The 24,963-nt window shown below is 66.6% G+C and carries 25 protein-coding genes and 1 tRNA gene; 10 read left to right on the top strand and 16 right to left on the bottom strand.

Annotated features, from left to right (window positions below; translation table 11 throughout):
* Positions 1-25 precede the first annotated feature (25 nt).
* The 3 genes from ASE83_RS04435 to ASE83_RS04425 are packed head-to-tail and all read left to right on the top strand — an operon-like array spanning position 26 to position 1,721.
* Positions 26-298, top strand: coding sequence for an acyl carrier protein (locus ASE83_RS04435; RefSeq protein ID WP_055784158.1), 273 nt, complete (start codon positions 26-28; stop codon positions 296-298).
* Positions 295-966, top strand: a complete 672-nt coding sequence (locus ASE83_RS04430; RefSeq protein WP_055784156.1) for an alpha/beta hydrolase — start codon at positions 295-297, stop codon at positions 964-966. The genes ASE83_RS04435 and ASE83_RS04430 overlap by 4 nt, the downstream gene beginning before the upstream one ends.
* Positions 951-1,721, top strand: a complete 771-nt coding sequence (locus ASE83_RS04425) for a hydrolase 1, exosortase A system-associated (protein WP_055784518.1) — start codon at positions 951-953, stop codon at positions 1,719-1,721. Before ASE83_RS04430 ends, ASE83_RS04425 begins: the two co-directional genes overlap by 16 nt.
* On the opposite strand, the gene metH is transcribed toward ASE83_RS04425, so the two are convergent.
* The 4 genes from metH to ASE83_RS04405 form a co-directional block, all read right to left on the bottom strand.
* Positions 1,708-4,398 carry a methionine synthase gene (gene metH / locus ASE83_RS04420; RefSeq protein WP_055784154.1) on the bottom strand — a complete coding sequence of 897 codons (2,691 nt, stop codon included), beginning with the start codon at positions 4,396-4,398 and terminating at the stop codon, positions 1,708-1,710. The two genes, ASE83_RS04425 and metH, sit on opposite strands and share 14 nt — an antisense overlap.
* 163 nt (positions 4,399-4,561) lie before the next feature.
* The gene (locus tag ASE83_RS04415) at positions 4,562-5,611 is read right to left on the bottom strand and encodes a homocysteine S-methyltransferase family protein (RefSeq protein ID WP_156352633.1); all 1,050 of its coding nucleotides are present in this window, start codon (positions 5,609-5,611) and stop codon (positions 4,562-4,564) included.
* An 11-nt stretch (positions 5,612-5,622) separates the two neighbouring features.
* The gene (gene metF, locus ASE83_RS04410; RefSeq protein ID WP_055784150.1) at positions 5,623-6,564 is read right to left on the bottom strand and encodes a methylenetetrahydrofolate reductase [NAD(P)H]; all 942 of its coding nucleotides are present in this window, start codon (positions 6,562-6,564) and stop codon (positions 5,623-5,625) included.
* Positions 6,561-7,514 carry an ArsR/SmtB family transcription factor gene (locus ASE83_RS04405; RefSeq protein WP_055784148.1) on the bottom strand — a complete coding sequence of 318 codons (954 nt, stop codon included), beginning with the start codon at positions 7,512-7,514 and terminating at the stop codon, positions 6,561-6,563. Before ASE83_RS04405 ends, metF begins: the two co-directional genes overlap by 4 nt.
* Positions 7,515-7,643: 129 nt before the next feature.
* On the opposite strand from ASE83_RS04405, the gene ASE83_RS04400 reads away from it, so the two are divergent.
* The 3 genes from ASE83_RS04400 to ASE83_RS04395 all read left to right on the top strand — a co-directional run bounded on the left by ASE83_RS04400 (position 7,644) and on the right by ASE83_RS04395 (position 9,193).
* Positions 7,644-7,985, top strand: a complete 342-nt coding sequence (locus ASE83_RS04400) for a hypothetical protein (RefSeq protein WP_082443065.1) — start codon at positions 7,644-7,646, stop codon at positions 7,983-7,985.
* 72 nt (positions 7,986-8,057) lie between these two features.
* Positions 8,058-8,240 carry a hypothetical protein gene (locus ASE83_RS18040; RefSeq protein ID WP_082443064.1) on the top strand — a complete coding sequence of 61 codons (183 nt, stop codon included), beginning with the start codon at positions 8,058-8,060 and terminating at the stop codon, positions 8,238-8,240.
* Entirely contained in the window at positions 8,237-9,193 is a 957-nt protein-coding gene (locus ASE83_RS04395) for an aldo/keto reductase (protein ID WP_055784146.1), read from the top strand. Before ASE83_RS18040 ends, ASE83_RS04395 begins: the two co-directional genes overlap by 4 nt.
* Before the next feature lie 33 nt (positions 9,194-9,226).
* Here ASE83_RS04395 and trxB read toward each other — a convergent pair whose 3' ends face one another.
* The 5 genes from trxB to alaS form a co-directional block, all read right to left on the bottom strand.
* Positions 9,227-10,198 carry a thioredoxin-disulfide reductase gene (trxB, locus tag ASE83_RS04390; protein ID WP_235512971.1) on the bottom strand — a complete coding sequence of 324 codons (972 nt, stop codon included), beginning with the start codon at positions 10,196-10,198 and terminating at the stop codon, positions 9,227-9,229.
* Positions 10,199-10,578: 380 nt separating this feature from the next.
* Positions 10,579-10,655, bottom strand: a tRNA-Met gene (locus ASE83_RS04385).
* Between the two features lie 53 nt (positions 10,656-10,708).
* Positions 10,709-11,224 carry a 2'-5' RNA ligase family protein gene (locus tag ASE83_RS04380; RefSeq protein ID WP_055784142.1) on the bottom strand — a complete coding sequence of 172 codons (516 nt, stop codon included), beginning with the start codon at positions 11,222-11,224 and terminating at the stop codon, positions 10,709-10,711.
* Positions 11,221-13,146, bottom strand: coding sequence for a potassium transporter Kup (locus ASE83_RS04375; RefSeq protein WP_443024305.1), 1,926 nt, complete (start codon positions 13,144-13,146; stop codon positions 11,221-11,223). Before ASE83_RS04375 ends, ASE83_RS04380 begins: the two co-directional genes overlap by 4 nt.
* 599 nt (positions 13,147-13,745) lie before the next feature.
* The gene (gene alaS / locus ASE83_RS04370; RefSeq protein ID WP_055784140.1) at positions 13,746-16,391 is read right to left on the bottom strand and encodes an alanine--tRNA ligase; all 2,646 of its coding nucleotides are present in this window, start codon (positions 16,389-16,391) and stop codon (positions 13,746-13,748) included.
* A 111-nt stretch (positions 16,392-16,502) separates the two neighbouring features.
* Here alaS and ASE83_RS04365 point away from each other — a divergent pair, with 111 nt between their 5' ends.
* From ASE83_RS04365 to ASE83_RS04350, 4 genes are read left to right on the top strand one after another with little or no spacing between them, the layout of a single operon-like run.
* Positions 16,503-17,837 carry a dicarboxylate/amino acid:cation symporter gene (locus tag ASE83_RS04365; protein WP_055784138.1) on the top strand — a complete coding sequence of 445 codons (1,335 nt, stop codon included), beginning with the start codon at positions 16,503-16,505 and terminating at the stop codon, positions 17,835-17,837.
* Positions 17,837-18,661: a tryptophan 2,3-dioxygenase gene (locus ASE83_RS04360; protein WP_055784136.1), complete on the top strand. Its 825-nt coding sequence runs from the start codon at positions 17,837-17,839 to the stop codon at positions 18,659-18,661. The genes ASE83_RS04365 and ASE83_RS04360 overlap by 1 nt, the downstream gene beginning before the upstream one ends.
* 5 nt (positions 18,662-18,666) lie before the next feature.
* Positions 18,667-19,890: a kynureninase gene (gene kynU, locus ASE83_RS04355; RefSeq protein ID WP_055784510.1), complete on the top strand. Its 1,224-nt coding sequence runs from the start codon at positions 18,667-18,669 to the stop codon at positions 19,888-19,890.
* Positions 19,891-19,940: 50 nt separating this feature from the next.
* Positions 19,941-20,159, top strand: coding sequence for a DUF3072 domain-containing protein (locus ASE83_RS04350; protein ID WP_055784134.1), 219 nt, complete (start codon positions 19,941-19,943; stop codon positions 20,157-20,159).
* A 31-nt stretch (positions 20,160-20,190) separates the two neighbouring features.
* On the opposite strand, the gene ASE83_RS04345 is transcribed toward ASE83_RS04350, so the two are convergent.
* The 7 genes from ASE83_RS04345 to ccmC are packed head-to-tail and all read right to left on the bottom strand — an operon-like array spanning position 20,191 to position 24,927.
* Positions 20,191-20,835, bottom strand: a complete 645-nt coding sequence (locus ASE83_RS04345) for a hypothetical protein (RefSeq protein WP_055784132.1) — start codon at positions 20,833-20,835, stop codon at positions 20,191-20,193.
* A complete protein-coding gene (locus ASE83_RS04340; protein ID WP_055784129.1) occupies positions 20,832-21,236 on the bottom strand; it encodes a cytochrome c-type biogenesis protein in 405 nt (134 codons plus the stop codon). The genes ASE83_RS04345 and ASE83_RS04340 overlap by 4 nt, the downstream gene beginning before the upstream one ends.
* A complete protein-coding gene (locus tag ASE83_RS04335; protein WP_055784128.1) occupies positions 21,233-21,760 on the bottom strand; it encodes a DsbE family thiol:disulfide interchange protein in 528 nt (175 codons plus the stop codon). The genes ASE83_RS04340 and ASE83_RS04335 overlap by 4 nt, the downstream gene beginning before the upstream one ends.
* Positions 21,757-23,676, bottom strand: coding sequence for a heme lyase CcmF/NrfE family subunit (locus tag ASE83_RS04330; RefSeq protein ID WP_055784126.1), 1,920 nt, complete (start codon positions 23,674-23,676; stop codon positions 21,757-21,759). Before ASE83_RS04330 ends, ASE83_RS04335 begins: the two co-directional genes overlap by 4 nt.
* Positions 23,673-24,101: a cytochrome c maturation protein CcmE gene (gene ccmE, locus ASE83_RS04325; RefSeq protein WP_055784124.1), complete on the bottom strand. Its 429-nt coding sequence runs from the start codon at positions 24,099-24,101 to the stop codon at positions 23,673-23,675. The genes ASE83_RS04330 and ccmE overlap by 4 nt, the downstream gene beginning before the upstream one ends.
* Positions 24,098-24,205, bottom strand: a complete 108-nt coding sequence (gene ccmD, locus ASE83_RS18360; protein ID WP_156352631.1) for a heme exporter protein CcmD — start codon at positions 24,203-24,205, stop codon at positions 24,098-24,100. The genes ccmE and ccmD overlap by 4 nt, the downstream gene beginning before the upstream one ends.
* Positions 24,202-24,927: a heme ABC transporter permease CcmC gene (ccmC, locus tag ASE83_RS04320; RefSeq protein ID WP_055784123.1), complete on the bottom strand. Its 726-nt coding sequence runs from the start codon at positions 24,925-24,927 to the stop codon at positions 24,202-24,204. The genes ccmD and ccmC overlap by 4 nt, the downstream gene beginning before the upstream one ends.
* Positions 24,928-24,963 lie beyond the last annotated feature (36 nt).

Below are 24,963 nucleotides of genomic sequence, written 5' to 3'. Positions count from 1 at the left end.
CCCGGCCAAACAGGGGAGTATCCAGGTGATCCAGGCAGGTTTGGGTTCGATCGAGGCAACGGTCCGCGCGGTGTTGCGCGACGTGCTCGGCCTGTCCGATGAACGCGCGGCGGCGTTCGATGACGCGACGCCGCTATTCGGCGCGCTGCCCGAACTCGATTCGATGGCGGTCGCCGGTGTCCTGACCGAGATGGAGGATCGCCTCGGCATCCTGATCGAAGATGATGACATCGACGGCGACACGATGGAGACGTTCGGTTCGCTGGTCGCCTTCGCCCGCGCCAAGGTTCCCGCTTGATCGACCGCTACGACTGGCCCGGCGGGCACGAGGCGCTATGGCGCTTCGGTCCCGATACCGGTCCGGTCGCGCTGCTGCTGCTGCTGCCCCCGTTCGAGGAGGCGAACCGCACCCGGACCTTCGCGGTCGGGCTGTTGCGCGCGCTGGCGATACGCGGGATCGCTTCGCTCCTGCCCGACCTGCCCGGGCAGGGGGAGAGCCTGCTGCCGACGGAAGCCGCGACGCTCGCCGACTGGCGCGCCGCCATCACCGCGCTGGTGGACGCGACCGATCGCCCGGTGATCGGAGCGTCGATCCGCGCCGGGGCGCTGTTCGACAGCGACGCCGACCTCGCCGGCCGGTGGCAGCTCGCCCCGCAAACCGGAGCCGCGCTGGTCCGCGAACTTTCCCGCATCGCCCGCCCGGCCAGGATCGACCGAAGCACGAAGGTCGTGGAGGTCGGCGGCAACCGCATCGCCACCGTACTGCTCGACGAACTCGACGGCGCGGTGCCCGCAGACACCCATCCCCGCCGCATCGTCCGCCTCGGCACCGATCCCGCGGATGCCGACCTGCGGATCGACGCCGCGCCATTATGGCGTCGCGCCGAGCCAGGCGACGATCCGGCGCTCGCCGAACAGCTTGCCGACGACCTCGCCGCATGGAGCCGCGCGTGCGTAGGCTGGTGACCTTTCCCTGCATGGGCGAGACGCTGGCGGGCACGCTAGACGCCGCGCCGGGGACGACCGGGCTGCTGATCGTTTCGGGCGGCAACGAATTGCGCATCGGCGCGCATCGCGGACAGGCACTGCTGGCGGCCGCCATCGCCGCCGCCGGTCATCCGGTGCTGCGCTTCGATCGGCGCGGCATCGGCGATTCGACCGGCACTAACGAAGGCTTCCGGTCCAGCGCGCCCGACATCGCCGCCGCCGCCGCCGCGCTGCGCGATCAGGCCGGCGTCACGCGGATCGTCGCCTTCGGCAATTGCGATGCCGCGACCGCGCTGGCGCTGTTCCATGGGCAGGCCGGCATCAATCGGCTGGTCCTTGCCAATCCGTGGATCGTCGAGCCGTCCGGAGACCTGCCCCCGCCGGCGGCGATCCGCGCGACCTATGCCGCGCGGCTGTCGTCACCCGCCGAATGGAAGCGGCTTGCGACCGGCGGCGTCAACCTCCGCCGTCTTGCACAGGGCTTGGTGACATTGGCCACCTCACGACGGGGCCAGTCCGGTCTGAGCGGAGCCTTCGCCGCCGCCTTTGGCGGAACCCCTGCCGATATCCTGCTGGCGACCGGCGACAACACCGCCATCGCCTTTCTCGACACATGGCACCCTCGCCAGCCTGCCACCGTGCATCGGCGCGACAGCGACAGCCACAGTTTTGCCCGCCCCGGCGACGCGGACTGGCTCCGCGATCGCCTGCTGGATGCGCTTAGTCGAGATTAGGCCGCAGCCAGCGTTCGGCCTGTTCGATGCTCACCCCGCGCCGCGTGGCATAGTCCTCCAGTTGATCCCGCCCGATCCGCGCCACGCCGAAATAGGCGCTGTCGGGATGACCGAAGTAGAAGCCCGATACCGCCGCCGTCGGCAGCATCGCGAAGCTGTCGGTCAGCGTGATGCCGGTGGCTTCCGTTGCGCCCAGCATGTCGAACAGGATCGGCTTCTGGCTGTGATCGGGACAGGCCGGATAGCCCGGCGCCGGGCGGATGCCACGATATTGTTCGCGGATCATCGCCTCGTTGGTCAGCTGCTCGTCCGGTGCATAGCCCCATAGGTCGGTGCGGACATGATGGTGCAGCCGTTCGGCGAACGCCTCGGCCAGCCGGTCGGCCAGCGCCTTCAGCAATATGTCTTGGTAATCGTCGTTCTCGACCTTGAACCGCGCGATATGCGGGTCGATGCCGTGGATGCCGACCGCGAAGCCGCCCATCCAGTCACCCGCCGGATCGACGAAGTCGGCGAGACACATGTTCGCGCGGCCTTCCCGCTTCTTCACCTGCTGGCGCAGGAACGGCATCCGGATCGCATGGGTGGCGTGGGTCGTCTGCATCGGCGTCGCGAAATCGTGCGGCACACCCGACAGCGGCGAGACCCGGCCCGCCTCCATCGCCGGTTCCAGCTGTTCGGCAGGCACATCGAGGATCACGTCGTCGCCATCGCGCCGGCAGTGCCACAGCGCCGCGACGCCGCGTGCCGTCAGCCACTTCTCGGCTATGATCCGGTCGAGCATCGCCTGCGCATCCTCGAACAGCGAGGTGGCGCTTTCGCCGACCACCGCGTCGGTCAGGATCGCGGGAAAATTGCCCGCCAGTTCCCACGCGCGGAAGAACGGCGTCCAGTCGATATAGTCGCGCAGGTCGGCCAGGTCCCAGTCTTCGAACACATGCCGTCCCGGCTTGGCGGGTGCAGCCGGCTTCTGCGCGAAATCGACCACGAAGGCATTGGCGCGTGCTTCGGCGATGGGGGCGAGGTCGCTTTGCCCCTTGCCCGCGCGGGCAACGCGCACCGCCTCATATTCTGCCGCGACCTGCTCGACATAGGCATCGCGGCCGGTATCGCTGACCAGCGTCGTCGCCACGCCCACCGCCCGGCTCGCGTCGAGGACATGGACGATCGGCCCGTCATAGGCGGGCGAGATGCGCAACGCGGTATGGACCTTCGACGTCGTCGCCCCGCCGATCAGCAGCGGCATGGTCATGCCCGCGCGCTTCATCTCCTCGGCGACGGTCACCATCTCGTCCAGCGACGGGGTGATAAGGCCCGACAGGCCGATCATGTCGGCGTCGTTCTCGTTCGCGGCCTCCAGAATCTTCGTCCACGGCACCATCACGCCCAGGTCGACCACGTCGAAGCCGTTGCATTGCAGGACGACGCCAACGATGTTCTTGCCGATGTCATGCACGTCGCCCTTGACGGTCGCCATGATGATCTTGCCCTTGCCCTTGGCGCCCGGCTCCTTTGCCGCCTCGATGAAGGGCAGCAGATGCGCGACCGCCTTCTTCATCACGCGCGCGGACTTGACCACCTGCGGCAGAAACATCTTGCCCGATCCGAACAGGTCGCCGACCACGTTCATCCCGTCCATCAGCGGGCCTTCGATCACCTCGATCGGGCGTGCAAATTGCTGGCGGCATTCCTCAGTATCGTCGACGACATGCGCGTCGATGCCCTTGACCAGCGCATATTCCAGCCGCTTGACGACGGGGAGCGAGCGCCATTCCGCCGCCGCTTTCTCGGCGACCGCGTCTGTGCCCTTGTACTTCTCGGCCAGCGCGATCAGCCGGTCGGTGGCTTGCGCGTCGCGGTTGAGGATCACATCCTCGCAGGCGGTGCGCAGTTCGGGATCGATCGTGTCATACACGTCGAGCTGCCCGGCATTGACGATTCCCATGTCCATCCCCGCCGGGATGGCGTGATAGAGGAAGATCGAGTGCATCGCCCGGCGGACCGGTTCGTTGCCGCGAAAGCTGAATGACAGGTTCGATAGCCCGCCGGAGATATGGCAATGCGGACAACGCGCCTTGATCTCCCGGCACGCCTCGATGAAGTCGACGCCATAGTTGTTATGCTCCTCGATCCCCGTCGCCACCGCGAAGATATTCGGGTCGAAGATGATGTCCTCGGGCGGAAAGCCGATGGTCATCAGCAGGTCGTAGGCGCGCGAGCAGATTTCGACCTTGCGCGCCTGCGTATCGGCCTGCCCGACTTCGTCGAACGCCATCACGACGACCGCCGCGCCATAGTTCATGCAGATGCGGGCGTGGTGCAGGAACGCTTCCTCGCCCTCCTTCATGCTGATCGAGTTCACGATCGGCTTGCCGCTGACGCACTTCAGCCCCGCCTCGATCACGTCCCATTTCGAGCTGTCGACCATCACCGGGATGCGGGCGATGTCGGGCTCGGCCTGGATCAGCTTCAGGAACGTCGTCATCGCGTGGTGCGCGTCGAGCAGCCCCTCGTCCATGTTGACGTCGAGGACCTGCGCCCCGCTTTCGACCTGCTGCAGCGCGACCTCGACCGCGGCGGCATAGTCGCCCGCCATCACCAGCTTCTTGAAGCGGGCCGATCCGGTCACGTTGGTGCGTTCGCCGATATTGACGAAATTGGTCGAGGCGTTGGTCATCTATATCTTCCGATCCTCCCCGGCACGGGGAGGGGGACCGCCGCCGACAGGCGGTGGTGGAGGGGGGTCTCCACAAATGAAACGATGGCGATGGTGGAGACCCCCCTCCACCATGCTGCGCATGGTCCCCCTCCCCGTGCCGGGGAGGATCTTTTCGCGGCCTTTACGCCGCCATCGTGAACGGTTCCAGCCCGGCAAGACGCGTCTGGACCGCCACGTCCGGCACCTTGCGCGGGGCGATCCCCCGCACCCGCTCTGCCATCGCCTTGATATGCGCCGGCGTGGAGCCGCAGCAGCCGCCCAGCACGTTCACCTGCCCATGGTCGGCCCAGTCGCCGACCAGTGCTGCGGTCGTCGCCGGCGCCTCGTCATAGGCGCCCAGTTCGTTGGGCAGCCCGGCATTGGGATAGACCATGATGAGCGTGTCGCAGATGTCGCTCAGCACCTTCACATGCGGGCGCAGCTGTTCCGCGCCGAACGAACAGTTCAGCCCGATCGTCACCGGCTTGGCATGGCGGATCGCGTGCCAGAACGCCTCGACGGTGTGACCCGACAGGTTGCGGCCCGACAGGTCGGTCAGCGTCATCGACAGCATGATCGGCAGGTCACGGCCCAGCGCCTGCCCCGCCTCGATCGCCGCCAGCACCCCGGCCTTGGCGTTGAGCGTATCGAACACCGTCTCAATCAACACGAAGTCGATACCGCCTGTGACCAGCGCATCGATCTGTTCGCGGTACACGCCCTTCAGGTAATCGAAATCGATTTCGCGATAGCCGGGATCGTTGACGTCCGGGCTGAGCGACAACGTCTTGTTGGTCGGCCCGATCGCGCCCGCCACGAAACGCGGGCGGCCGTCGCGCGCGGCATAGTCGTCGGCGAGGCGGCGGGCGATCTTCGCGCTCTCGATATTGATGTCGGCGACCAGCGCCTCGGCACCATAATCGGCCTGGCTGATAAGGTTCGCGCTGAACGTATTGGTCGACACGATGTCCGACCCGGCGTCGAGATAGGCGCGCGTAATCGTTTCCGGCACCTCCGGCTTCGTGATCGCCAATATGTCGTTATTGCCCTTCTGGTCATGGCCGAGGGTCAGGGCGCCGGCATAATCGGCCTCGGACAGCTTCCAGTTCTGGATTTCGGTGCCGAACGCGCCATCGGTGATGAGGACGCGCTTGGCAGCTTCGGCGTTCAGCCGTTGACGGGCATCAGACATATTCATTCCCCTCAGGCCGCAACCGCGACCGGCTTCGCTTTTGGCCGCAGCCCGAGCAGGTGGCAGATGGCATAGGACAGTTCGGCGCGGTTGAGCGTGTAGAAATGAAAGTCGCGCACCCCGCCGGCGTACAGCTTGCGGCACATCTCCGCCGCGACGGTCGCGGCGACCAGTGCGCGCGCGCCGGGATGATCGTCCAGCCCTTCGAACAGGCGATCCATCCATGCCGGGATCGACGCCCCGCAAAGCCCTGCGAACTTGCGCACCTGCGCGACGTTCGACACCGGCAGGATGCCGGGCACCAGATCGGCATGGATGCCGGCAGCGGCCGCCGCGTCGCGGAAGCGGAAGAACGCTTCGGGCGTGAAGAAGAATTGCGTGATCGCCCGGGTCGCGCCCGCATCGATCTTGCGCTTCAGATTGTCGAGGTCGGCGGCCTGATGCTCCGAATCCGGATGGCATTCGGGATAGGCCGCGACCGAAATCTCGAACGGGTGCAGCTTCTGCAACCCGGCCACCAGCGCCGCGGCATTCTCATAGCCTTCCGGATGGGCGACGAATTTCTGCCCCATCGTCGGCGGATCGCCGCGCAGCGCGACGATGTGGCGGACGCCGGCCGTCCAATATTCCTGCGCGACCTGATCGATCTCAGCGCGGCTCGCCTCGACACAGGTCAGATGGGCGGCGGCGGGCATCGACGTCTCACGCGCGATGCGGGCGACGGTCGCATGGGTGCGCTCCCGCGTCGAACCGCCCGCGCCATAGGTGACGCTGACGAACTTCGGTGCCAGCGGTTCGAGCGCGCGCACGGTTTCCCACAGCGCCGCTTCCATCTTCTCGGTTTTGGGCGGAAAGAATTCGAAACTGACCGCGCAGTCGCCCGCCAGATCGGCGAACAGCGGCGCGTCGAGCGCGCGGCGCGCCTCTTCGAGATCGGAAATGGTAGGAGTCATGCCGCCTTCACCTCTTGTACGTCGTAGGCGCGCCGCGCCATCCACAGCTTCACCGTCAGTTCGCCACCGCCCAGCGTCTCGATCGACACCGGCGCCAGTCCGGCATCCGCAAACCATCCGCGCATCTGATCGTCGGAAAAGCCGAGCCGCGCATGGGCGTCGCGTACCCGCAGTTCCTCGCGCTCGTGCGGCGCGAAGTCGCAGATCAGCAGGCGTCCGCCCGGTCGCAGCACCCGTGCCGCCTCGGCGATCGCCGCGCCCGGATGCTGGACGAAATGCAGCACATGATGCAGCACCGCCGCGTCCGCCGCACGATCCTCCAACGGCAACGCCTGAATATCGGCCTGACGCAGTTCGGCATGATCCAGCCCGCGCTCGGTGAGCTTCGCGCGCGCCAACCGGAGCATTTCCGACGAACGGTCGATCCCGATCGCCTGCTCCGACTGCGGCGCGAACAGCTCGAGCATCCGCCCGGTCCCGGTGCCGATGTCGACCAGCAGTCCGATCCGCGCCGTGCCCAACGCCGCCAGCATCGCCCGCTCGACCTGTTCCTCGGCAACGTGCAGCGACCGGATCGCATCCCATTCACCGGCATGTGCTTCGAACCACGCGGCAGCGGCGGTGGCGCGGTCGGCGCGTACCTCGGCCAGTCGCGCACTGTCGACGGCACGCCACGGATCGTCGGTCGCGACCCAGGCGTCAAGCGCGGCCAGCAACGGTCCGACGACTGCAGGCTGCCCAAGTGCGACGAACACCCAACTCCCTTCCTTGCGGCGGACCGTCAGCCCGGCGTCGCACAGGATTTTGATGTGGCGGCTGACCCGGGGCTGGCTCTGTTCGAGCACTTGCGCCAGTTCGCCGACCGACAATTCCATCGATCGAAGCAGCCCGATCACCCGCAGACGGGTGGCGTCGCTTGCCGCGCGGAATATATCGAGGGCCGGTGCCATGGTGACTGATATAAAGAAATCTTTATATGAGGTCAATCGATCATCTACTTCGGTGACGACGTTGCGCGTGATGCAACCGCGATTGCACTGGCGCGTTGTGCCGCCGATCATAACGGAAGGGAAACCGCCATGAAGAAGCTCATTCTGCTGCCGCTCGCCGCCGCCGCATTTTCGATCGGTGCCTGCAGCCAGAAGGCGCAGAACGAAACCGGTGAAGCGGCCGACGCCGTTGCCGCCGACGTGAATGCGACGATGGGTGAAGCGGTCAGCGATGTGAAGACCGCCGGCGACCGCGCTTTCGGTGCGGCGGAAAACGCCGCCGACCGTGCGGGCGACAAGATCGACAACGCCACCGATCGCGCCGGTGCAGCAATCGATCGCGGAGCTGCAAAGGCGGATGCAGCAGCCGACAACGCCCAGCGCGAAGCCGGTCAGGAACTGGAAAAGGCCGGTCGCGACATGCAACGCTGATCGCATTCGGTTAGGAAAGGAGGCCGTGTCCCGACGCAACGGGGCGCGGCCTTTTTCGTTTGGAGACCATTGATGCGCCCTGCCCTACTTCTTGCTGCCCTCTTCCTTGCCGGATGCAGCGGATCAGACGACCGATCGGCACCCGGCGGCGTGACGCAGGACGAGGCGGCGGCGCTGAACGACGCTGCGGCGATGCTCGACAATGCAGCGCTGGACGCGAACGCCATCGCCCCCGATCCGAAGGAACGACCATGACCGATACTCCCCGCCGCACGCTGGGCGCGACCGACCTCGAAACGCCGCCGATGATCCTGGGCGGCAATGTGTTCGGCTGGACCGTCGACAGGGATGCCAGTTTCCGCATCCTCGACGCCTTCGTCGATCTGGGCGGCACGATGATCGATACCGCCGACGTCTACTCCGCCTGGGTCGACGGGCACGGCGGCGGGGAGTCGGAAACGATCATCGGCGAATGGCTGCGCCAGTCCGGCAAGCGCGATCGGGTGTTGATCGCGACGAAGGTCGGGATGCTGCCCGGTGAGGGTGGCAAAAAGCTGGCGCCGGCCCGCATCGTCGCTGCGGCGGAAGCGTCGCTGCGTAGGCTCGGCACCGGCCATATCGACTTGTATTATGCGCATCAGGACGACGAGGATACTTCGCAGGCCGATTATCTGGCAGCGTTCGGACGGCTGATCGACGCCGGAAAGGTGCGGGTACTGGGTGCGTCGAACTTCCGGGCGATGCGTTTGAAATCTGCACTGGATTTGGCGACGTCGGATGGCCTGCCCCGCTTCCACGTCCTCCAACCCGAATATAATCTCGTCAGCCGCCACAAATATGAGGGCGAGTTGCAGAATTTGTGCGTCGAACACAATATCGGCGTTGCGCCCTATTACGGTCTCGCCGCCGGCTTCCTGACCGGCAAATATCGTTCGACCGCCGATCTGTCGAAAAGCGTGCGTGGCGGCGGAATGGCCGATCTGCTGGCTGGCAAGGGTGCTGTCGTCCTGTCTGCGATGGACGCAGTCGCCGCCGAAACCGGCGCGACCCTGCCCCAGATCGCGCTGGCATGGCTGGCGGCACAGGAGGGCGTCGTGGCCCCGATCGCCAGCGCGACCAGCGTCGAGCAGTTGCAAGAGCTGGTCGGCGCGTGGCAGCTATCGCTCACCACCGAACAGCTAACCCGCCTGACCGACGCGGGCGTATAAGGCGGTTGGCCGGGCGCCATGCCCGGCCAACCGCTACTCGGCTGCTTCAGCCACCTCGGCAAACTCCACCGCCTGCAAAAAGCGTTCGGCATCCAACGCCGCCATGCAGCCGGTCCCGGCCGCCGTCACCGCCTGCCGATAAACCTTGTCCATCACGTCGCCGCACGCGAAGACACCGGGCACGCTGGTCCGCGTCGAACCGGTTTCGACCGCGATGTAGCCGTCCTCATCGAGCGCGAGATGCCCGCGGAACAGCTCGGTTGCCGGGTGGTGCCCGATCGCCACGAACCCGCCATCGACCTCCAGCATCGACAATTCGCCGGTAACCGTGTCCTTCAGCTCGATCCCGATCAGCCCATGAGGATCGCCACCGCCGACGAAGCGCTCGACTTGCTTGTTCCACAGCACGCTGATCTTGTCGCTGGCGAACAGCCGCTGCTGAAGTATGCGTTCGGCGCGAAAGCTGTCGCGGCGGTGGATGATGGTCACGTCGTCGCTGTGGTTGGTCAGGTACAGCGCCTCTTCGACCGCGGTATTGCCGCCGCCGATCACCGCGACCTTCTTGCCGCGATAGAAGAACCCGTCGCAGGTCGCGCAGGCCGACACGCCCTTGCCCTTCAGCAATTCCTCGCTGTCGAGGCCCAGCCAGCGCGCCTGCGCGCCGGTGGCGATCACCAGGACCTCACCCTCATACACATCACCACTATCGCCGGTCAGGCGGAACGGGCGGCGGCTGACATCGACGTCGACGATCGTGTCCCACATCATCCGGGTGCCGACATGCTCGGCCTGCGCCTGCATCTCCCCCATCAACCATGGACCCTGCACCACTTCGCGAAAGCCGGGATAATTCTCGACGTCGGTCGTGGTCATCAACTGGCCGCCGGGCTGGATACCCTGCACCACGATCGGCTCCATGCCCGCCCGTGCGCCATAGATCGCGGCGGAAAGGCCCGCCGGTCCCGAACCGAGGACGAGCATACGGGTGTGGTGCGTAACAGCCATGACATCATATTCCGTTCGAAGCGAGCGGCACGTCTATGCCGGTCGCGGGGTCGAACGCAACATGGGGAAGGTCAGGTACTTCGCAACCGGTCCGGGCTGGCCTTCGTGCCCCTACAGCACGACAGCGAGGATCGCGGCCCATAACGGGATCGCGAGCAGCAATCCGTACAACAGCCCCGCCATACGCGGCGGGCGGTCCTGATCGGCCGGAATCATGACGGGACGGTTTTGGGCAACGACTGGCATGGCGGCTATCCTCTCTCGCTGATGTCGTTAACCATCAACGAACGAAGCGCGCATCGGTTCGATCTATCTGAACGCTGCCTGAATATTTGGCGAGCCGAGCGGGCATGTCCGAGAGGCGATCACGCCATGGCGGGTGGTAGCGAAGGAGGGATTTGAACCCCCGACCCCAGGATTATGATTCCCGTGCTCTAACCAACTGAGCTACTTCGCCCCGCCGCATCCCCATCGGGGAGGGCGGCCCTATACGAACGCGAATCGCTTCGGTCAAGCGAACATGTGTCGGGAAAATACTTCCCACGGTCCGCCACGATACCACCAGCTTGCCAGACCCGCGATTTTCAGCGGACGCGGGCTGAATCCGACTAACAATTCCGCCAGCAACGCCTTGGCTGCGGACGGCTCGACCTTGTTCTGGATCGTGACATGCGGGCGCCAACCCGCGCGGTCCTGCGGGGTCAGCATCGCCCCGAACGCATCGGCGAGGTCGGCGCGCACCGATTCGAGATCGGGCGACTCAATGCGATAGGCGACGCCCCGGCCGAGGTTCATCAGGCCGCCGACCCGCGCGACCGGCGCCGGCACGCCACGCGTCAACGCGCTCAGCCGCTGCTTGAGTTCAGCGGCCAGTTCGGGGGCCAGATGGTGGAACATCGTGCAGTGCGCCGCCAGCACGTTGCGTTCGGGCGGGAAATAGGCGCGACGCTGCCGATCGAACCACGCCTGATCCTCATGACCGAACAACGCGGTGATGATGATCGGGGCGGGTTCGGGCGGCGTCAAATCTCCACCTGGCTGCCCAGTTCGACGACGCGGTTGGTCGGCAGGCGGAAGAATTCCATCGCGCTTTCCGAATTCTGAAGCATCCACGCGAACAGCTTTTCGCGCCAGATCATCATCCCCGGTCGCGACGACGGCAACAGGGTCTGCCGCGCGAGGAAGAAGCTGGTGTCCATCATCCGGAAGTCGCCGCCACAGCACCCCACCGCCTTCAGCGCGCCCGGCACGTCGGGGTCCTGCATGAACCCGAATTTCAGGATCATGCGGTGGAAGCCCTGCCCCAGATCCTCGTTCTTCGTGCGAAGCTCCGGATCGACATAGGGCGTGTCGGCGATCTTCACCGTCAGCAGGATGACCCGCTCGTGCAGCACCTTGTTGTGCTTCAGGTTGTGAAGCAGCGCGTGCGGCACCCCTTCCGGCGTCGACGTCATGAAGACGGCGGTGCCGGGCACGCGCGTCGCGCTGCTGGCGGCCGACTGGATGAAGACCTTGATCGGCATCGCGGCCTCGCGCATCCGCTCGATCATCAGCTTGCGCCCCTTGGCCCAGGTCGTCAGCAGGACGAAGACGACGATGCCGACCAGCAGCGGGAACCACCCACCATCGGGGACCTTTGTCAGGTTCGACGCGAAATAGGCACCGTCGATGCACAGGAAGATCGCCATGAACGCGGCGACCGCCGCCGCCGGCCAGTTCCACACCCGCTTGACCAGCACCGCGATCATGCAGGTGCTGATGAACATCGTCCCCGTCACCGCGATGCCGTAGGCGGCGGCAAGGTTCGACGATTCCTGAAAGCCGAAGATCAGCAGCAGGACCATGACCAGCAGCGCCCAGTTGACCGCCGGGATGTAGATCTGTCCCGCCGCATCGGCGCTGGTATGTTCGATGCGGAGCCGGGGCATCAGGCCCAACTGCACCGCCTGCTGCACGACCGAGAAGGCCCCGGTGATGACCGCCTGGCTGGCGATGATCGTCGCCAGCGTGGCGAGGATGACCAGCGGCAGGCGGAAATCCTCCGACGCCATGAAGAAGAACGGGTTGGACGCCGCATCGGGGTTTTCGAGCAGCAGCGCTCCCTGCCCCAGATAGTTGAGCATCAGCGCGGGGAAGACGACGTACAGCCACGCCACCGAAATCGGCCGCCGCCCAAAATGGCCCATATCGGCGTAGAGCGCCTCTGCACCGGTCACCGCCAGCACGACCGACCCGAGCGCGAGGAACGCCATGATGCCGTCCTGCGCGAAGAATCGGACTGCCCAGATCGGGTTCAGCGCCTGAAGAATATCCGGACGTTCGAGGATGTTGATGACGCCGAGGAACACCAGCGTCGCGAAATAGGCGATCATGATCGGACCGAACAGCCGACCCACGCTGGCCGTGCCGACCGCCTGCAGCCAGAACAGCGCGATCATGATGACAACCGCGATCGGGATCACGAACGGATCGAACCCGGCATTGACCGTCGCCAGCCCCTCGACCGCCGACAGCACCGACACGGCGGGCGTAATCATGCAGTCGCCGAAGAACAGCGCCGTCGCCAGCACGCCCAGTATGACGAGGCTGGCCGTCCAGCGCCCACCCCCGCTCTTGCGCTGGATCAGCGCCAGCAGCGCCAGGCTGCCGCCCTCGCCATTATTGTCGGCGCGCATGATGATGAAGACGTATTTCAACGTCACGATCAGCATCAGCGACCAGAAGACGAGGCTGACCACGCCGAAGATGTTCAATTGGTCGACCGGCAGCCGGTGATGGCCGACGAACGTCTCCTTCATCGCATAGAGCGGCGAAGTGCCGATGTCGCCATACACGATACCGAGCGCACCCAGCGAGAGCTTGGCGAGCGACTGACGCGGTCCATGATGGCCCGCGCCCGTGTCGGGCAGGTCGGTGGCTTCCGACGAAGCCTCTCGGGAGAAGATCACAGGCGCGGGAACCGCGCCAAGCAGGCAACGAGTTTGGTCATGTCGACCGCGTCCCAGTGGTTCAAGGCCGGGCCGTTAGCACGCGCAATATGGCTGCGCAATCGTCCGCTATGCGTGGCGGGGCCTGCATGAAAGATGAACGGGCGGAACCAAAGGGCCATCTGACGCAAAACGCGCGGTGCTAGGGTCGATCGACATTCACCGGTCCATCCTCACCCCGGACTTGTTCCAGGGTCCACCAAGCCGCGATCGCGGTCGCTAGAGGCTCACGCCGCGCCGATTGCCTCGCCGTGGACCCCGGAACAAGTCCGGGGTGACGGAGAGGCTGGAGTCGGCGATCAGGAACGACACCGGGTGTAGCTGAAGGTCGATTCCCGCTAGCAATGTCGCCTTTGGCGGCAGAACGTTAGCGGCGGCGACGTGCTACCGGTGTCGGCACGACGCATCCGATGGGAAACGTAGCGTTCTTGGGTGTGGCAGGGGTACTTCTTTAGATCCAACGTCACCCCAGCACTGCACCGGAGCCCTGCTTTCGCCAACAAAAGCAAAATGCGGGACCCCGGATCAGACACGGGGTGATGGAAAGATTTCAGACTAGGTCAGCCTGCCAGCAATGCGCGAATCGCGGCCAGGGCCTCGTCGCCCTTGGCGCCGTCGGGACCGCCGCCCTGCGCCATGTCCGGGCGACCACCGCCGCCCTGCCCGCCCAATGCCGCGACCGCCGCCTTGACCAGATCGACCGCGCTGACGCGACCGGTAAGGTCGCTCGACACGCCGACGCCGACCGAGGCGCGGCCGTCATTGACCGCGACCAGCGCCACGACGCCCGACGGCACCCGCGCACGCGCTTCGTCGATCGTGCCGCGCAGCGCCTTGGCGTCGAGGCCGTCGATGACCTGCCCCAGAAACGCGATGCCGCCGACCTGCTCGGGACCCGCCGGGGCTGCCCCCGCGCCGCCACCCATGGCTAATGCCTTTTTGGTGTCGGCCAGTTCACGCTCCAGCCGGCGACGATCCTCGACCAGTTGCGCCACACGTGCGGGCACTTCGTCGGGCGTTGCCTTCAGTGCCGCCGCCGCCTCACGCAGCTTGGCGTCGCGATTGCCCAGCCATTGGCGTGCGGCCTCGCCGGTCAGCGCCTCGACGCGGCGGACGCCTGACGACACCGCACCTTCCGATACGATCTTGAACAGGCCGATCTCGCCCAGCGCGCTGACGTGAGTCCCGCCGCACAGCTCGATCGAATAGGTGCCATCTGCATCCTGCCCCATCGACACGACGCGGACCTCGTCGCCATATTTCTCGCCGAACAGCGCCATCGCGCCCATGGCGATCGCGTCGTCGGGGGTCATCAGCCGCGTGGTGACGCTGCCGTTGCCGCGCACCTGCGCGTTGACGTCGGCCTCGACCAACGCCAGCGCGTCCGTGGCGATCGGCGTCGGCTGCGAAAAGTCGAACCGCAGGCGTTCGGGGGCGACCATCGACCCCTTCTGCGCGACATGGGTGCCAAGCCGTTCGCGCAGCGCCTCGTGCAGCAGGTGGGTCGCCGAATGGTTGGCGCGAATCTGCGCACGGCGCGCGGTATCGATCGTCAGCGCGACGCTGTCGCCGACCTTGAGCGTGCCCGTATCGATCGTCACGACATGGGCGTGGAGTTTGCCGAGCTGCTTGGCGGTATCGGTGACGGTAGCCTTCAGCCCCGCCTCGGTCGCCATGGTGCCGGCATCGCCGACCTGCCCGCCGCTTTCGGCATAGAAGGGCGTCTGGTTGGTCAGTACCAGCACGTCGTCGCCGGCTTGCGCCGACTCGACGCGCCCACCGTCCTTGATGATCGCAACGACCTGCCCCTCGCCCGCCTCGACCGAATAGCCGATGAACTCGGTGGGACCGGCAGTTTCGAGGACGTCGAACCAGACATCGTCCGACGCCTTGGCCCCCGAACCTTTCCACGCGGCACGCGCGGCGCGCTTCTGTTCGGCCATCGCCGTGTCGAACCCGGCGCGATCGACGCCATAGCCCTGCGCCCGCAGCGCGTCTTCGGTCAGGTCGTAGGGAAAGCCAAAGGTGTCGTAGAGCTTGAACGCGGTTTCGCCCGACAGCGTGGCGCCATCGGCCAGATCGGCGGTCGCTTCGTCGAGGAGCTTCAGCCCCTTTTCGAGCGTGCGGCGGAACTGCGTTTCCTCCTGCGCCAGCGTCGCCTCGATCAGCGGCTGCGCGCGGACCAGTTCGGGATAGGCGGCGCCCATTTCGGACACCAGCGATCCGACCAGCCGGTGCATCAACGGCTCCTTGGCGCCCAGCAGGTGCGCGTGGCGCATCGCGCGGCGCATGATGCGGCGGAGCACATAGCCACGGCCATCGGCAGCGGGCAGAACGCCGTCTGCGATCAGGAATCCCGACGCGCGCAGGTGGTCAGCGATGACGCGGTGGCTGGCCTGCATCTCGCCTTCCGCCCGCGTGCCGGTCAGTTCGGACGATGCGGCGATCAGCGCCTTGAAGGTATCGGTGTCGTAATTGTCCGACATGCCCTGCATCACCGCAGCGATCCGCTCCAGCCCCATGCCGGTGTCGATCGACTTCTTGGGCAGTTCGCCGACGATCTCGTTCGCGTCCTGCTCGAACTGCATGAACACGAGGTTCCAGATCTCGACGAAACGGTCGCCATCCTCGTCCGGGCTGCCGGGAGGGCCGCCGGGGATATGGTCGCCATGGTCGTAGAAGATTTCCGAACACGGACCACATGGGCCGCTGTCGCCCATCGCCCAGAAATTATCCTTGGTCGGGATGCGGATGATCCGGTGATCGGGCAGCCCGGCGATCTTCTTCCACAGGGCGAACGCTTCGTCGTCGGTATGATAGACGGTCGCGGTCAGCTTTTCCGCCGGCAGGCCCCATTCACGGGTCAGCAGCGTCCAGGCATTCAGGATCGCCTGTTCCTTGAAATAATCGCCGAACGAGAAATTGCCGAGCATCTCGAAGAAGGTGTGATGCCGCGCGGTATAGCCGACATTGTCGAGATCGTTGTGCTTGCCCCCGGCGCGCACGCATTTCTGCGACGACGTGGCCGTCACGTACGGCCGCGTTTCGAGGCCGGTGAACACGTTCTTGAACGGCACCATCCCCGCATTGACGAACATCAGCGTCGGGTCGTTCTGCGGAACGAGCGGCGCGGAGGCGACGCGGGCATGGCCGGCCTTCTCGAAAAAGTCGAGGAACGAGCGGCGGACGTCATTGGTCGAGGTCATTCCGGCTCGATACGCAGCGGCGCGCCACTTGCCAAGATGCACGAATGCACCGGGGGTTGACCCGGACGAAACATTCCCCTCCCTTTGCGCCCAAACTTTCAGGGACGACGCATGGCCAAGCGGCTTACGACTTTCATTCTCATCGCGCTGGTGGCGGGCCTTGTGCTCGGCTGGGCGCTGAACGCCGGGCTGGACGATGGCGGCGGATCGGGCAGTGCGATGCTCAAGAGCATCGCCTATTACCTGTCGGCCGTGACGACCGTGTTCCTGCGGCTCATCAAGATGATTATCGCGCCGCTGGTCTTCTCGACGCTGGTCGTCGGGATCGCGCATATGGGCGACAGTTCGTCGCTGGGCCGTGTCGGGCTGCGCTCGTTCGGCTGGTTCGTCATGGCGAGCTTCATCTCGCTGATGCTCGGCCTGCTGCTGGTGAACCTGTTGCAGCCCGGCGTCGGCCTCGGCCTGCCCGTGCCGCCGGTCACGGCCGACAGCGGCGTGGTGAAGCCCGCGTTCGATTTCGTGAAGTTCGTCGGCCACATCTTCCCCGCCTCGGGCATCGAGGCGATGGCGACCAACGAAATCCTGCAGATCGTCATCTTCTCGCTGTTCATCGGCGTCGCGCTGACCGCGGTCGGCGAGAAGGGCGCGCCGATCGTCCGCGCGCTCGAAGGGCTGGTCGCGGTCATGTTGCAGGTTACGGATTACGTCATGCGCTTCGCCCCGTTCGCGGTGTTCGCGGCGGTGACGGCGACGCTGGCCGAACGGGGTCCGGGGATCATCGGCGACCTCGCCTATTTCATGGGCAGCTTCTACCTCGGCCTCGCGACGCTGTGGACAGTGCTGATCGGCATCGCATTCCTCATCATCGGTCCGCGGGTGAAGATGCTGCTGCGCTATCTGCGCGATCCGATCCTGCTCGGCTTTTCGACCGCATCGTCGGAGGCCGCCTATCCGCGTACCCTTGAGGCGCTCGACCGGTTCGGCGTGCCGCCGCGCATCGCCAGCTTTGTGCTGCCGCTCGGCTATTCGTTCAACCTCGACGGGTCGATGATGTACATGACGTTCGCGTCGATCTTCATCGCGCAGGCCTATGGCATCGATCTCAGTTGGGGTCAGATGATCCTGATGCTGCTGGTGCTGATGGTCACGTCGAAGGGGATCGCCGGCGTGCCGCGCGCCAGCCTGGTCGTGATCGCCGCGACGCTGGGCATGTTCAACATTCCCGAAGCCGGGCTGTTGCTTATCCTCGCCATCGATCACTTCCTCGACATGGGCCGCACCGCGACCAACGTCGTCGGCAACGCCATCGCCGCCAGTGTCATCGCCAAATGGGAGGGCGGGTTCGACACGCCGGAATCGCCGGTGATCGAGCCGCTACCGACACCCTCCGGTCATCCGCGCGAGGATGCGCCGGACAGCTTCCGCGACATGGGCGGGCCGCGATAATGGAAAGCCGCGAGGCGGATCGGCCGGCCCCGCCGACCAGCGGGCCGACCTATACCAGCTATCTGCGGCTCGACACCCTGCTGGCCTGTCAGACGCCGCTGTCCGACACGCATGACGAATTGCTGTTCATCGTCATCCACCAGGCGTCCGAGCTGTGGATCAAGCTGTGCCTCCACGAACTGGAAGCGGTGCGGCAGGCGCTGATCGCAGATCGGTTGGGCAGCGCTTTCAAGATGATGGCGCGCGTCGCCCGAGTGCAGCAGCAACTGATCCAGAGCTGGGAGGTGCTGGCGACGATCACCCCGGCCGACTACTCCGCGATGCGGGGGCAATTGGGCGGCAGTTCGGGGTTCCAGTCGGTGCAATACCGGCTGCTCGAATATATGCTGGGCGCGAAGAAGGCCGGGATGCTGGCCGCGCATGACGGCGACGCGCCAGCGCAGGCCGTGCTGACCGACGCGCTCACGCGCACCAGCCTGTATGACGAGGCGCTGCGGCTGCTCGCCCGGCGCGGGTTCGACATTCCCGCCGACCGGCTGGAGCGCGACTTCACCCAACCTTATGCCGCATCGCCCGCCGTCGAGGCGGCGTGGAAGGCGGTGTATGAAGACCCCGACCGCTGGTGGGACCTGTACGAACTGGCCGAAAAGCTGGTCGACCTCGAATATCGCGTCCAGCTGTGGCGGTTCGGGCATCTGAAGACGATCGAACGCATCATCGGCTTCAAGCGCGGGACCGGCGGCACCGCGGGCGTCCCCTATCTGGCGAAGGTGATCGACGAAGTGTTCTTTCCCGAATTGCTGGCCGTGCGGGTCGCGCTGTGACCGCGATGACGCTGGCCGAGGCGCAGGCGCGCGATGCCGCCGATCCGCTGCGCGAGTTTCGCGAGCGGTTCGCGCTGCCCGATGGTGTCGTCTATCTCGACGGCAATTCGCTCGGCGCCCTGCCCCGCAGCACGCCGGCGCGGTTGCAGGCGGTCGCGACCGAGCAATGGGGCGAAGGACTGATCCGCAGCTGGAACGCACATGACTGGATCGGCGCAGCGCGGCGGATCGGGGCGAGGATCGCGCCGTTCATCGGTGCACGGCCGCATGAGGTGGTCGTCGCCGATTCGACCTCGGCCAATCTCTACAAGCTGCTGGTTGCCGCGTTGAAGGCGCGGCCCGGCCGCACCACGATCCTGTCCGAACCGGGCAATTTCCCGACCGACCTGTACATGGCCGACGGCGCGGCATGGAGCGTCGGCCACGCGCGGGTAAGGACCGCACCGGCCGCCGACATCGTCCCGGCGATCAACGACGATGTCGCCGTGCTGCTGCTGACCCATGTCCATTACAAGAGCGGCGCGATGCTCGACATGGCCGGCATCACCGCCGCCGCGCAGGCGAAGGGCGCGCTGGTGCTATGGGACCTCAGCCACAGCGTCGGCGCGGTGCCGGTCGACCTGAATGGCTGCAACGCTGATCTGGCGGTCGGCTGCGGCTATAAATATCTGAACGGTGGCCCCGGTGCGCCGGCGTTCCTGTACGTCGCCGAACGGCAGCAGGCGGAGTTGCGATCCCCGCTATCGGGATGGCTGGGCCATGCCGCGCCGTTCGACTTCGACGACGATTACGCCCCGGCCGCCGACATTTCGCGGTTCCAGTGCGGGACGCCACCGATCCTCGCGCTCGCCGCGCTGGAGGAAGGGGTCGCGCAGTTCGACGGCGTGGACCGGGATGCGCTGTTCGCCAAATCGCGGGCGCTGGGCGACGCCTGTATCGCGCTGGTCGAGGCGCATTGCCCCGACCTGACGCTCATCAGCCCGCGCGACGCGATGCAGCGCGGCAGCCATGTGTCGTTCCGCCACCCACAGGCCCATGCGTTGTGCCAGGCGCTGATCGATCACGGCGTCATCGGCGATTTCCGCGCGCCCGACGCGCTGCGGCTGGGTTTCGCGCCGCTCTATGTCGGCTTTGCCGATCTGTGGCGCGCGATCGATACGCTGCGGCAGTTGCTGACCGACGGCGGCTGGGACGACCCGAAATATCACGCCCGCAATGCTGTGACCTGACGGAACGAATTGGGAACGACCGGGTTGGTGGCGGGGAAAGGAACCTGCCCATGACCGACCACCCCAATCCCAAGAGCGAACCCTTCTCCAACGCGGAAAAAGACCCGGACGACTGGACGACCGGCGACGAAGCGATGACTGGCGCGCAGGCATCCTATCTGAAGACGCTGAGCGAGGAAGCCGGCGAACCCTTCGACGATTCGCTGACCAAGGCCGACGCATCGAAGGCGATCGACGCCTTGCAAGCCAAGACCGGGCGCGGCGCATAAACCATTGCGCGGTGGGGCGGGCGCCGCCGTCCTACCGCGCTGGCGCTGCCGGTCGGATCGCCATCAGCCGGTCGAGCAGGACTAGCCGCATGGCGAAATCCTCGCGGTAGGATGCGCTACGCGGCGCACGGGCCAGCGCCGCCAGCCACGCCCGTTTCGCTCCGGCCAGGTTTCCGGTCTGGATCAGCGCCATGCCGTAATAGAAATACGGTCCGGGATGATCGGGCGCGGCGGCGATGCCGCGTGCGAAGGCGGTGCGGGCAGCAGGTGACAGGACCTGCCCGCCGTCATGTGCGAGGATCGCCGTTCCCAACCGGGTCCAGAGCCTCCCGCTTTCCGGCGCACGCTGCAATCCGCCCAGCACCGCATTCGCCGCCGCCTGTGTCGCGCCTGCGCGGGCAAGGCCGTCGGCGGCTACCGCATAGGCATAGTCGTAGGTGAACCGACCCCATATCGCGTCGCGCAGGTCGTCGGCGGCGATGTCGGGGGCCTGTATGGTGCGCTGGGCCGCGCGCGGTTCGCCGGGCAATGCCGGTCGCCCCTGCCACGCATAGCCTGCCGCACCCAGCATCAGCGCCGCGCCGACGAAGCCCCATAGCGGCTTCGACACCCGCATCGCGACCAGCAAGGCGAAGATGGCGAGCAGCAACAGCGCGAGGATCAACCAGCCGTTCATCGCCGCCGCCCCTTCAGGCTGCGCCGCGCCAGCCAGCCGCCGATCACCAACAGCACGATCGGCGCCAGCCACAGCGGACCGGTCGCGCCCGACAGCGGCGGATCGTAGCTGACATAATCGCCATAGCGCTCGATCAACCAGTCGCGCACCGCCACCGGACGTTCCCCGGCGGCGATTCGTTGCCGCACCAGCGCGCGCATGTCGGCGGCCATGTCGGCATCGCTGTCGGCGATCGACTGCCCCTGACAGACGAGGCAGCGCAGCGTTTCCATCAACGCCTTGGCGCTCTGCTCCTGCGCCGGATCGGGAAGCTGCGTATCGGCCAGTACCGGCGGCGGCACGCGCGATTGGCCGAATGCCGGCGCGGCGATCAACAGGGCGAGCGCAAGCAACGACTTCATCGCGCCGCTGCCAGTTTTTCGAGCAGCACCGGCACGTCCTCGTCGCGGATCGCGCCGATATGCTGGTGCGCGATGCGGCCCCGCCCGTCGATGACGAAGGTTTCCGGCACACCCGACGATCCCAGCGCCAGTTGCACGCTGCTGTTGCGGTCGTCGCCGATCGCGGCGAACGGATCGCCATTGGCCGACAGGAACCGCGCGACATCGGCCGGCGTATCGCGGATCGCGATGGCGTCGATCACCGCTCCGGCCTTCGCCAGTCTGGCGAGTTGCGGTGCTTCGGCGGCGCAGGGCACGCACCAGCTGCCGAAGACGTTGAGCAGCCGGGGCTTGCCGGTCTGAAAGACGGCCGTCGCAAGGCCCGGCTTGCCCGGCGCGGCCGGCGGCAGGGCGAACGCCGGCAACGGCTTTCCGATCAGGCGGGACCGGACCTGTCGGTCGCTGTGCTGCGACAGCATCCACGCGAACAGTCCGGCAATCGCGACGAAGGCCAGCAACGGCATCCAGAGCAGACGGCGGTTCATCGCGCCCTCCGCCGACGCACCCGCCCGACCAAGGCGATCGCGCCACCCAATGCGATCAGCCCGCCGCCCGCCCAGATCAGCGTCACGAACGGCTTCCACCACAGGCGCAACTGCCGCCGTCCCCCGACATCGTCCCGGCCGAGCACGGCGTATAACTGCCCGTCCCAATAGGTCGCGAGCGCGGCTTCGCTCGTTTCGGTCGGGGGGTTGGCGAAAAACCGCTGTTCCGGCCGCATCACGAACGGAACGGCGGCACCCCGCGTCACGGTCAGATGCCCCTGCACCGCCGACCAGTTGTCCCCTACGACCGGCTTGATCCCGTCGAAGCGGACGTCGAACCGCCCGACCGTGTGATGCTCGCCCGGCGCTGCGGCAACCAGACGCTCCTGCGTGAAGGCGCTGTCGCTGGCCATGCCGGCCAGGCTGACCGCGATCCCCAGATGGGCGACGACCATCCCCCAGATCGGCAGCGGCGTCCGCCACGGACTGCGCCCGACCAGCGGCAGGACGCTGGCGGACGCCAGCCCGGCGGCCAGCGCCAGCCCGAATTTCGGCAGCCAGCCACTGTCGACCCACAGCATCGCGGCGAGGAACACCGCAATCGTGATGCCACCGGGCGCCGCGACCCGCCGCAATACCGCGATACCCCGATCGCGCCGCCACCGCAGCAACGGCCCGACGGCCATCCCGGCGACCAGCAGCAACGCGATCGGCCCCGCCGCACGATTGAAAAACGGCGGTCCGACCGACAACTGCACCCCGAACGCCTCCGCCACCAACGGATAGAGCGTCCCGATCAGGACGATGCCGAGGATGACCGAGAGCAGCAGATTGTTGAGCACCAGCCCGCCTTCGCGGCTGACCGGCTCGAACAGCGCGCCCTGTCGTACCGTCCCCACCCGGAACGCGAACAGCGCCAGCGCGCCGCCGATATAGAGGATCAGCAGCGCGAGGATGAACCCGCCGCGCGTCGGATCGACCGCAAAGGCATGGACGCTGGTGAGAATGCCGGACCGGACCAGAAAGGTGCCGACCATCGACATCGAAAAGGCGACGACCGACAACATGATCGTCCAGGCGCGAAGCCCGTCGCGGGTCGCCAGCACCGTCACCGAATGCAGCAGCGCCGTCGCCGCCAGCCACGGCATCAGCGACGCATTCTCGACCGGATCCCAGAACCACCAGCCACCCCAGCCTAGCTCGTAATAGGCCCAATAGCTGCCGGCGGTGATCCCGATCGTCAGGAAAATCCACGCCCCCAGCACCCAAGGCCGCATCGCGCGGGCGAAATCGCGCCCGACGTCGCGCGTGACCAACGCCCCGACCGCGAACGAGAAGGCGACCGACAAGCCGACATAGCCGAGGTAGAGCGTCGGCGGATGGAAGGCGAGGCCGGGGTCCTGCAACAGCGGGTTGAGGCCCAGGCCATCCCGCGGCGCGGGCGACAGGCGGGCAAAGGGGTTGGAGGCGAACAGCAGAAAGGCATAGAATCCGGCCGCGATCGCCGCCTGCGCCGCCAGCGTCGCTACATGGGTGCGCGTCGCGAGTAGCCGTTCGAACAGCGCGATTCCTGCCCCCGCCAGCGCCAGCACCGTGACCCACAGCAGCATCGACCCTTCGTGATTGCCCCAGGTCGCGGCGATCTTGTACAGCATCGGCTTGGCCGAATGGCTGTTTTCCGCGACCAGCAGCACGGACAGGTCGGTCCGCGCGAACACCGTGACGAGCGCCGCGAACGCCCCTGCCGCCAGCAGTCCCTGTGCCACCGCGACCGGCCGCACCGCCGCCAGCAGGTCGCGGACGATTGCCGGCGGCTCGGCCACACGCGACGACAGCGCGAGCGCCGCCAGTGCCAGCTGCAACAGCGCCATCGCCGCCGCCAGCCAGAGCGCCGCAAGGCCCGCTTCCGCGATCACTTGGCGATACTCTCGCTCTTGTGCATTTTCCCCGCGACCTGCGGCGGCATGTAGCGCTCGTCATGCTTGGCCAGCAGATTGTCGGCGACGAAGCCTCCCCCCGGCACGAACCGTCCCTCAGCCACCACGCCGGAGCCTTCGCGGAACAGGTCGGGCACGATGCCCGCGAAGCGTACCGGCACGCTTGCCTTGCCATCGGTCACGGTGAAGCGGATCGTGACGCCATCGGGTGCGCGGCGGACCGACCCGGCGGCGACCATGCCGCCGAGGCGCACCGGCTTGCCGGTCGGCGCCGACGCCGCATCGGCGGGGGCGTAGAAGAACGCCGCCTCATCGCCCAGCGCCGACATGGCGAGCAGCACCGCGCCGACGATCGCGACCACCGCCAGCAGCGCCAGCGTCATGCGTTGCCGTTTCGGACTCATCCCCGCTCCGCGCGCCGCATCGCCACCCACGATGCGATGGTGATCGCGACGATCCCGCAGATCGTTACGCCGTAAGCGGCCGTGATGAACGCCCAATGGTTCATGCCGCCGCCCGCCGACGCATCCGCGCCGTCGCCTTGATCCGTGCCAGATCGGTCCGCATCCGCATCAGCACGATGCCGCCGAACAACAGGCTGGCCCCGCCGGCGGTAAGGAACAGCGGCCACAGGATCGCCGGATCGATGGTCGATTTGGTCAGGGTGATGCTCGGCCCCTGGTGCAGCGTCCGCCACCACAGCACCGAATAGCGGATGACCGGCAGCAGCGCCGTCCCGGCGATCCCGAACAGCGCCGGAATCCGCCCGTCGCCATCCCGATCGGCGTCGGCCCGCGCCAGCGCCAGATAGGCGAGGTAGACGAAGAACAGCAGCAGCATCGACGTCAGCCGCCCGTCCCATTGCCACCACGTCCCCCAGGTCGGCCGGCCCCAGATCGATCCGGTCACAAGGCAGAGTGCGGTGAACAGCGCGCCGGGCAATGCGATCGCCCGCGCGGCGACGGCGGCCAACGGATGCCGCCATACCAGATAGACGATGCTGGCGATGGCGAGGCTCGACCAGCCGCCCATGCCCAGCCACGCGGCCGGCACATGGACGTACAGGATGCGAACGCTCTGCCCTTGCAGATAATCGGCGGGAGTCTGTGTCAGCCCGGCCCAGCAGCCCAAGCCGAACAGCACCAGCCCCGCCCACACCAATATCGGCGTCAGCGGACGGGCGATCGCAAGGAATCGGCGTGGATTGGCAAGGGTGTGAAGGCTGGGCACGGTCGCGCCCTGTCTATGCAAGGCTCGGGCAAACGG

Origin of the sequence: Sphingomonas sp. Leaf32 (genome assembly GCF_001421765.1) — a bacterium.
Classification (GTDB): Bacteria; Pseudomonadota; Alphaproteobacteria; order Sphingomonadales; family Sphingomonadaceae; genus Sphingomonas.
This window is presented reverse-complemented; position numbering and strand designations above follow the sequence as displayed.

What these genes read in the sequence shown, in the direction of transcription:
- metH (WP_055784154.1), bottom strand. Translation starts at nt 4,398, where the DNA reads ATGACCAACGCCTCGACCAATTTCGTCAATATCGGCGAACGCACCAAC.
- ASE83_RS04415 (WP_156352633.1), bottom strand. Translation starts at nt 5,611, where the DNA reads ATGTCTGATGCCCGTCAACGGCTGAACGCCGAAGCTGCCAAGCGCGTC.
- metF (WP_055784150.1), bottom strand. Translation starts at nt 6,564, where the DNA reads ATGACTCCTACCATTTCCGATCTCGAAGAGGCGCGCCGCGCGCTCGAC.
- ASE83_RS04405 (WP_055784148.1), bottom strand. Translation starts at nt 7,514, where the DNA reads ATGGCACCGGCCCTCGATATATTCCGCGCGGCAAGCGACGCCACCCGT.
- ASE83_RS04400 (WP_082443065.1), top strand. Translation starts at nt 7,644, where the DNA reads ATGAAGAAGCTCATTCTGCTGCCGCTCGCCGCCGCCGCATTTTCGATC.
- ASE83_RS18040 (WP_082443064.1), top strand. Translation starts at nt 8,058, where the DNA reads ATGCGCCCTGCCCTACTTCTTGCTGCCCTCTTCCTTGCCGGATGCAGC.
- ASE83_RS04395 (WP_055784146.1), top strand. Translation starts at nt 8,237, where the DNA reads ATGACCGATACTCCCCGCCGCACGCTGGGCGCGACCGACCTCGAAACG.
- trxB (WP_235512971.1), bottom strand. Translation starts at nt 10,198, where the DNA reads ATGGCTGTTACGCACCACACCCGTATGCTCGTCCTCGGTTCGGGACCG.
- alaS (WP_055784140.1), bottom strand. Translation starts at nt 16,391, where the DNA reads ATGACCTCGACCAATGACGTCCGCCGCTCGTTCCTCGACTTTTTCGAG.
- ASE83_RS04365 (WP_055784138.1), top strand. Translation starts at nt 16,503, where the DNA reads ATGGCCAAGCGGCTTACGACTTTCATTCTCATCGCGCTGGTGGCGGGC.
- ASE83_RS04360 (WP_055784136.1), top strand. Translation starts at nt 17,837, where the DNA reads ATGGAAAGCCGCGAGGCGGATCGGCCGGCCCCGCCGACCAGCGGGCCG.
- kynU (WP_055784510.1), top strand. Translation starts at nt 18,667, where the DNA reads ATGACGCTGGCCGAGGCGCAGGCGCGCGATGCCGCCGATCCGCTGCGC.
- ASE83_RS04350 (WP_055784134.1), top strand. Translation starts at nt 19,941, where the DNA reads ATGACCGACCACCCCAATCCCAAGAGCGAACCCTTCTCCAACGCGGAA.
- ASE83_RS04345 (WP_055784132.1), bottom strand. Translation starts at nt 20,835, where the DNA reads ATGAACGGCTGGTTGATCCTCGCGCTGTTGCTGCTCGCCATCTTCGCC.
- ASE83_RS04340 (WP_055784129.1), bottom strand. Translation starts at nt 21,236, where the DNA reads ATGAAGTCGTTGCTTGCGCTCGCCCTGTTGATCGCCGCGCCGGCATTC.
- ASE83_RS04335 (WP_055784128.1), bottom strand. Translation starts at nt 21,760, where the DNA reads ATGAACCGCCGTCTGCTCTGGATGCCGTTGCTGGCCTTCGTCGCGATT.
- ccmE (WP_055784124.1), bottom strand. Translation starts at nt 24,101, where the DNA reads ATGAGTCCGAAACGGCAACGCATGACGCTGGCGCTGCTGGCGGTGGTC.
- ccmD (WP_156352631.1), bottom strand. Translation starts at nt 24,205, where the DNA reads ATGAACCATTGGGCGTTCATCACGGCCGCTTACGGCGTAACGATCTGC.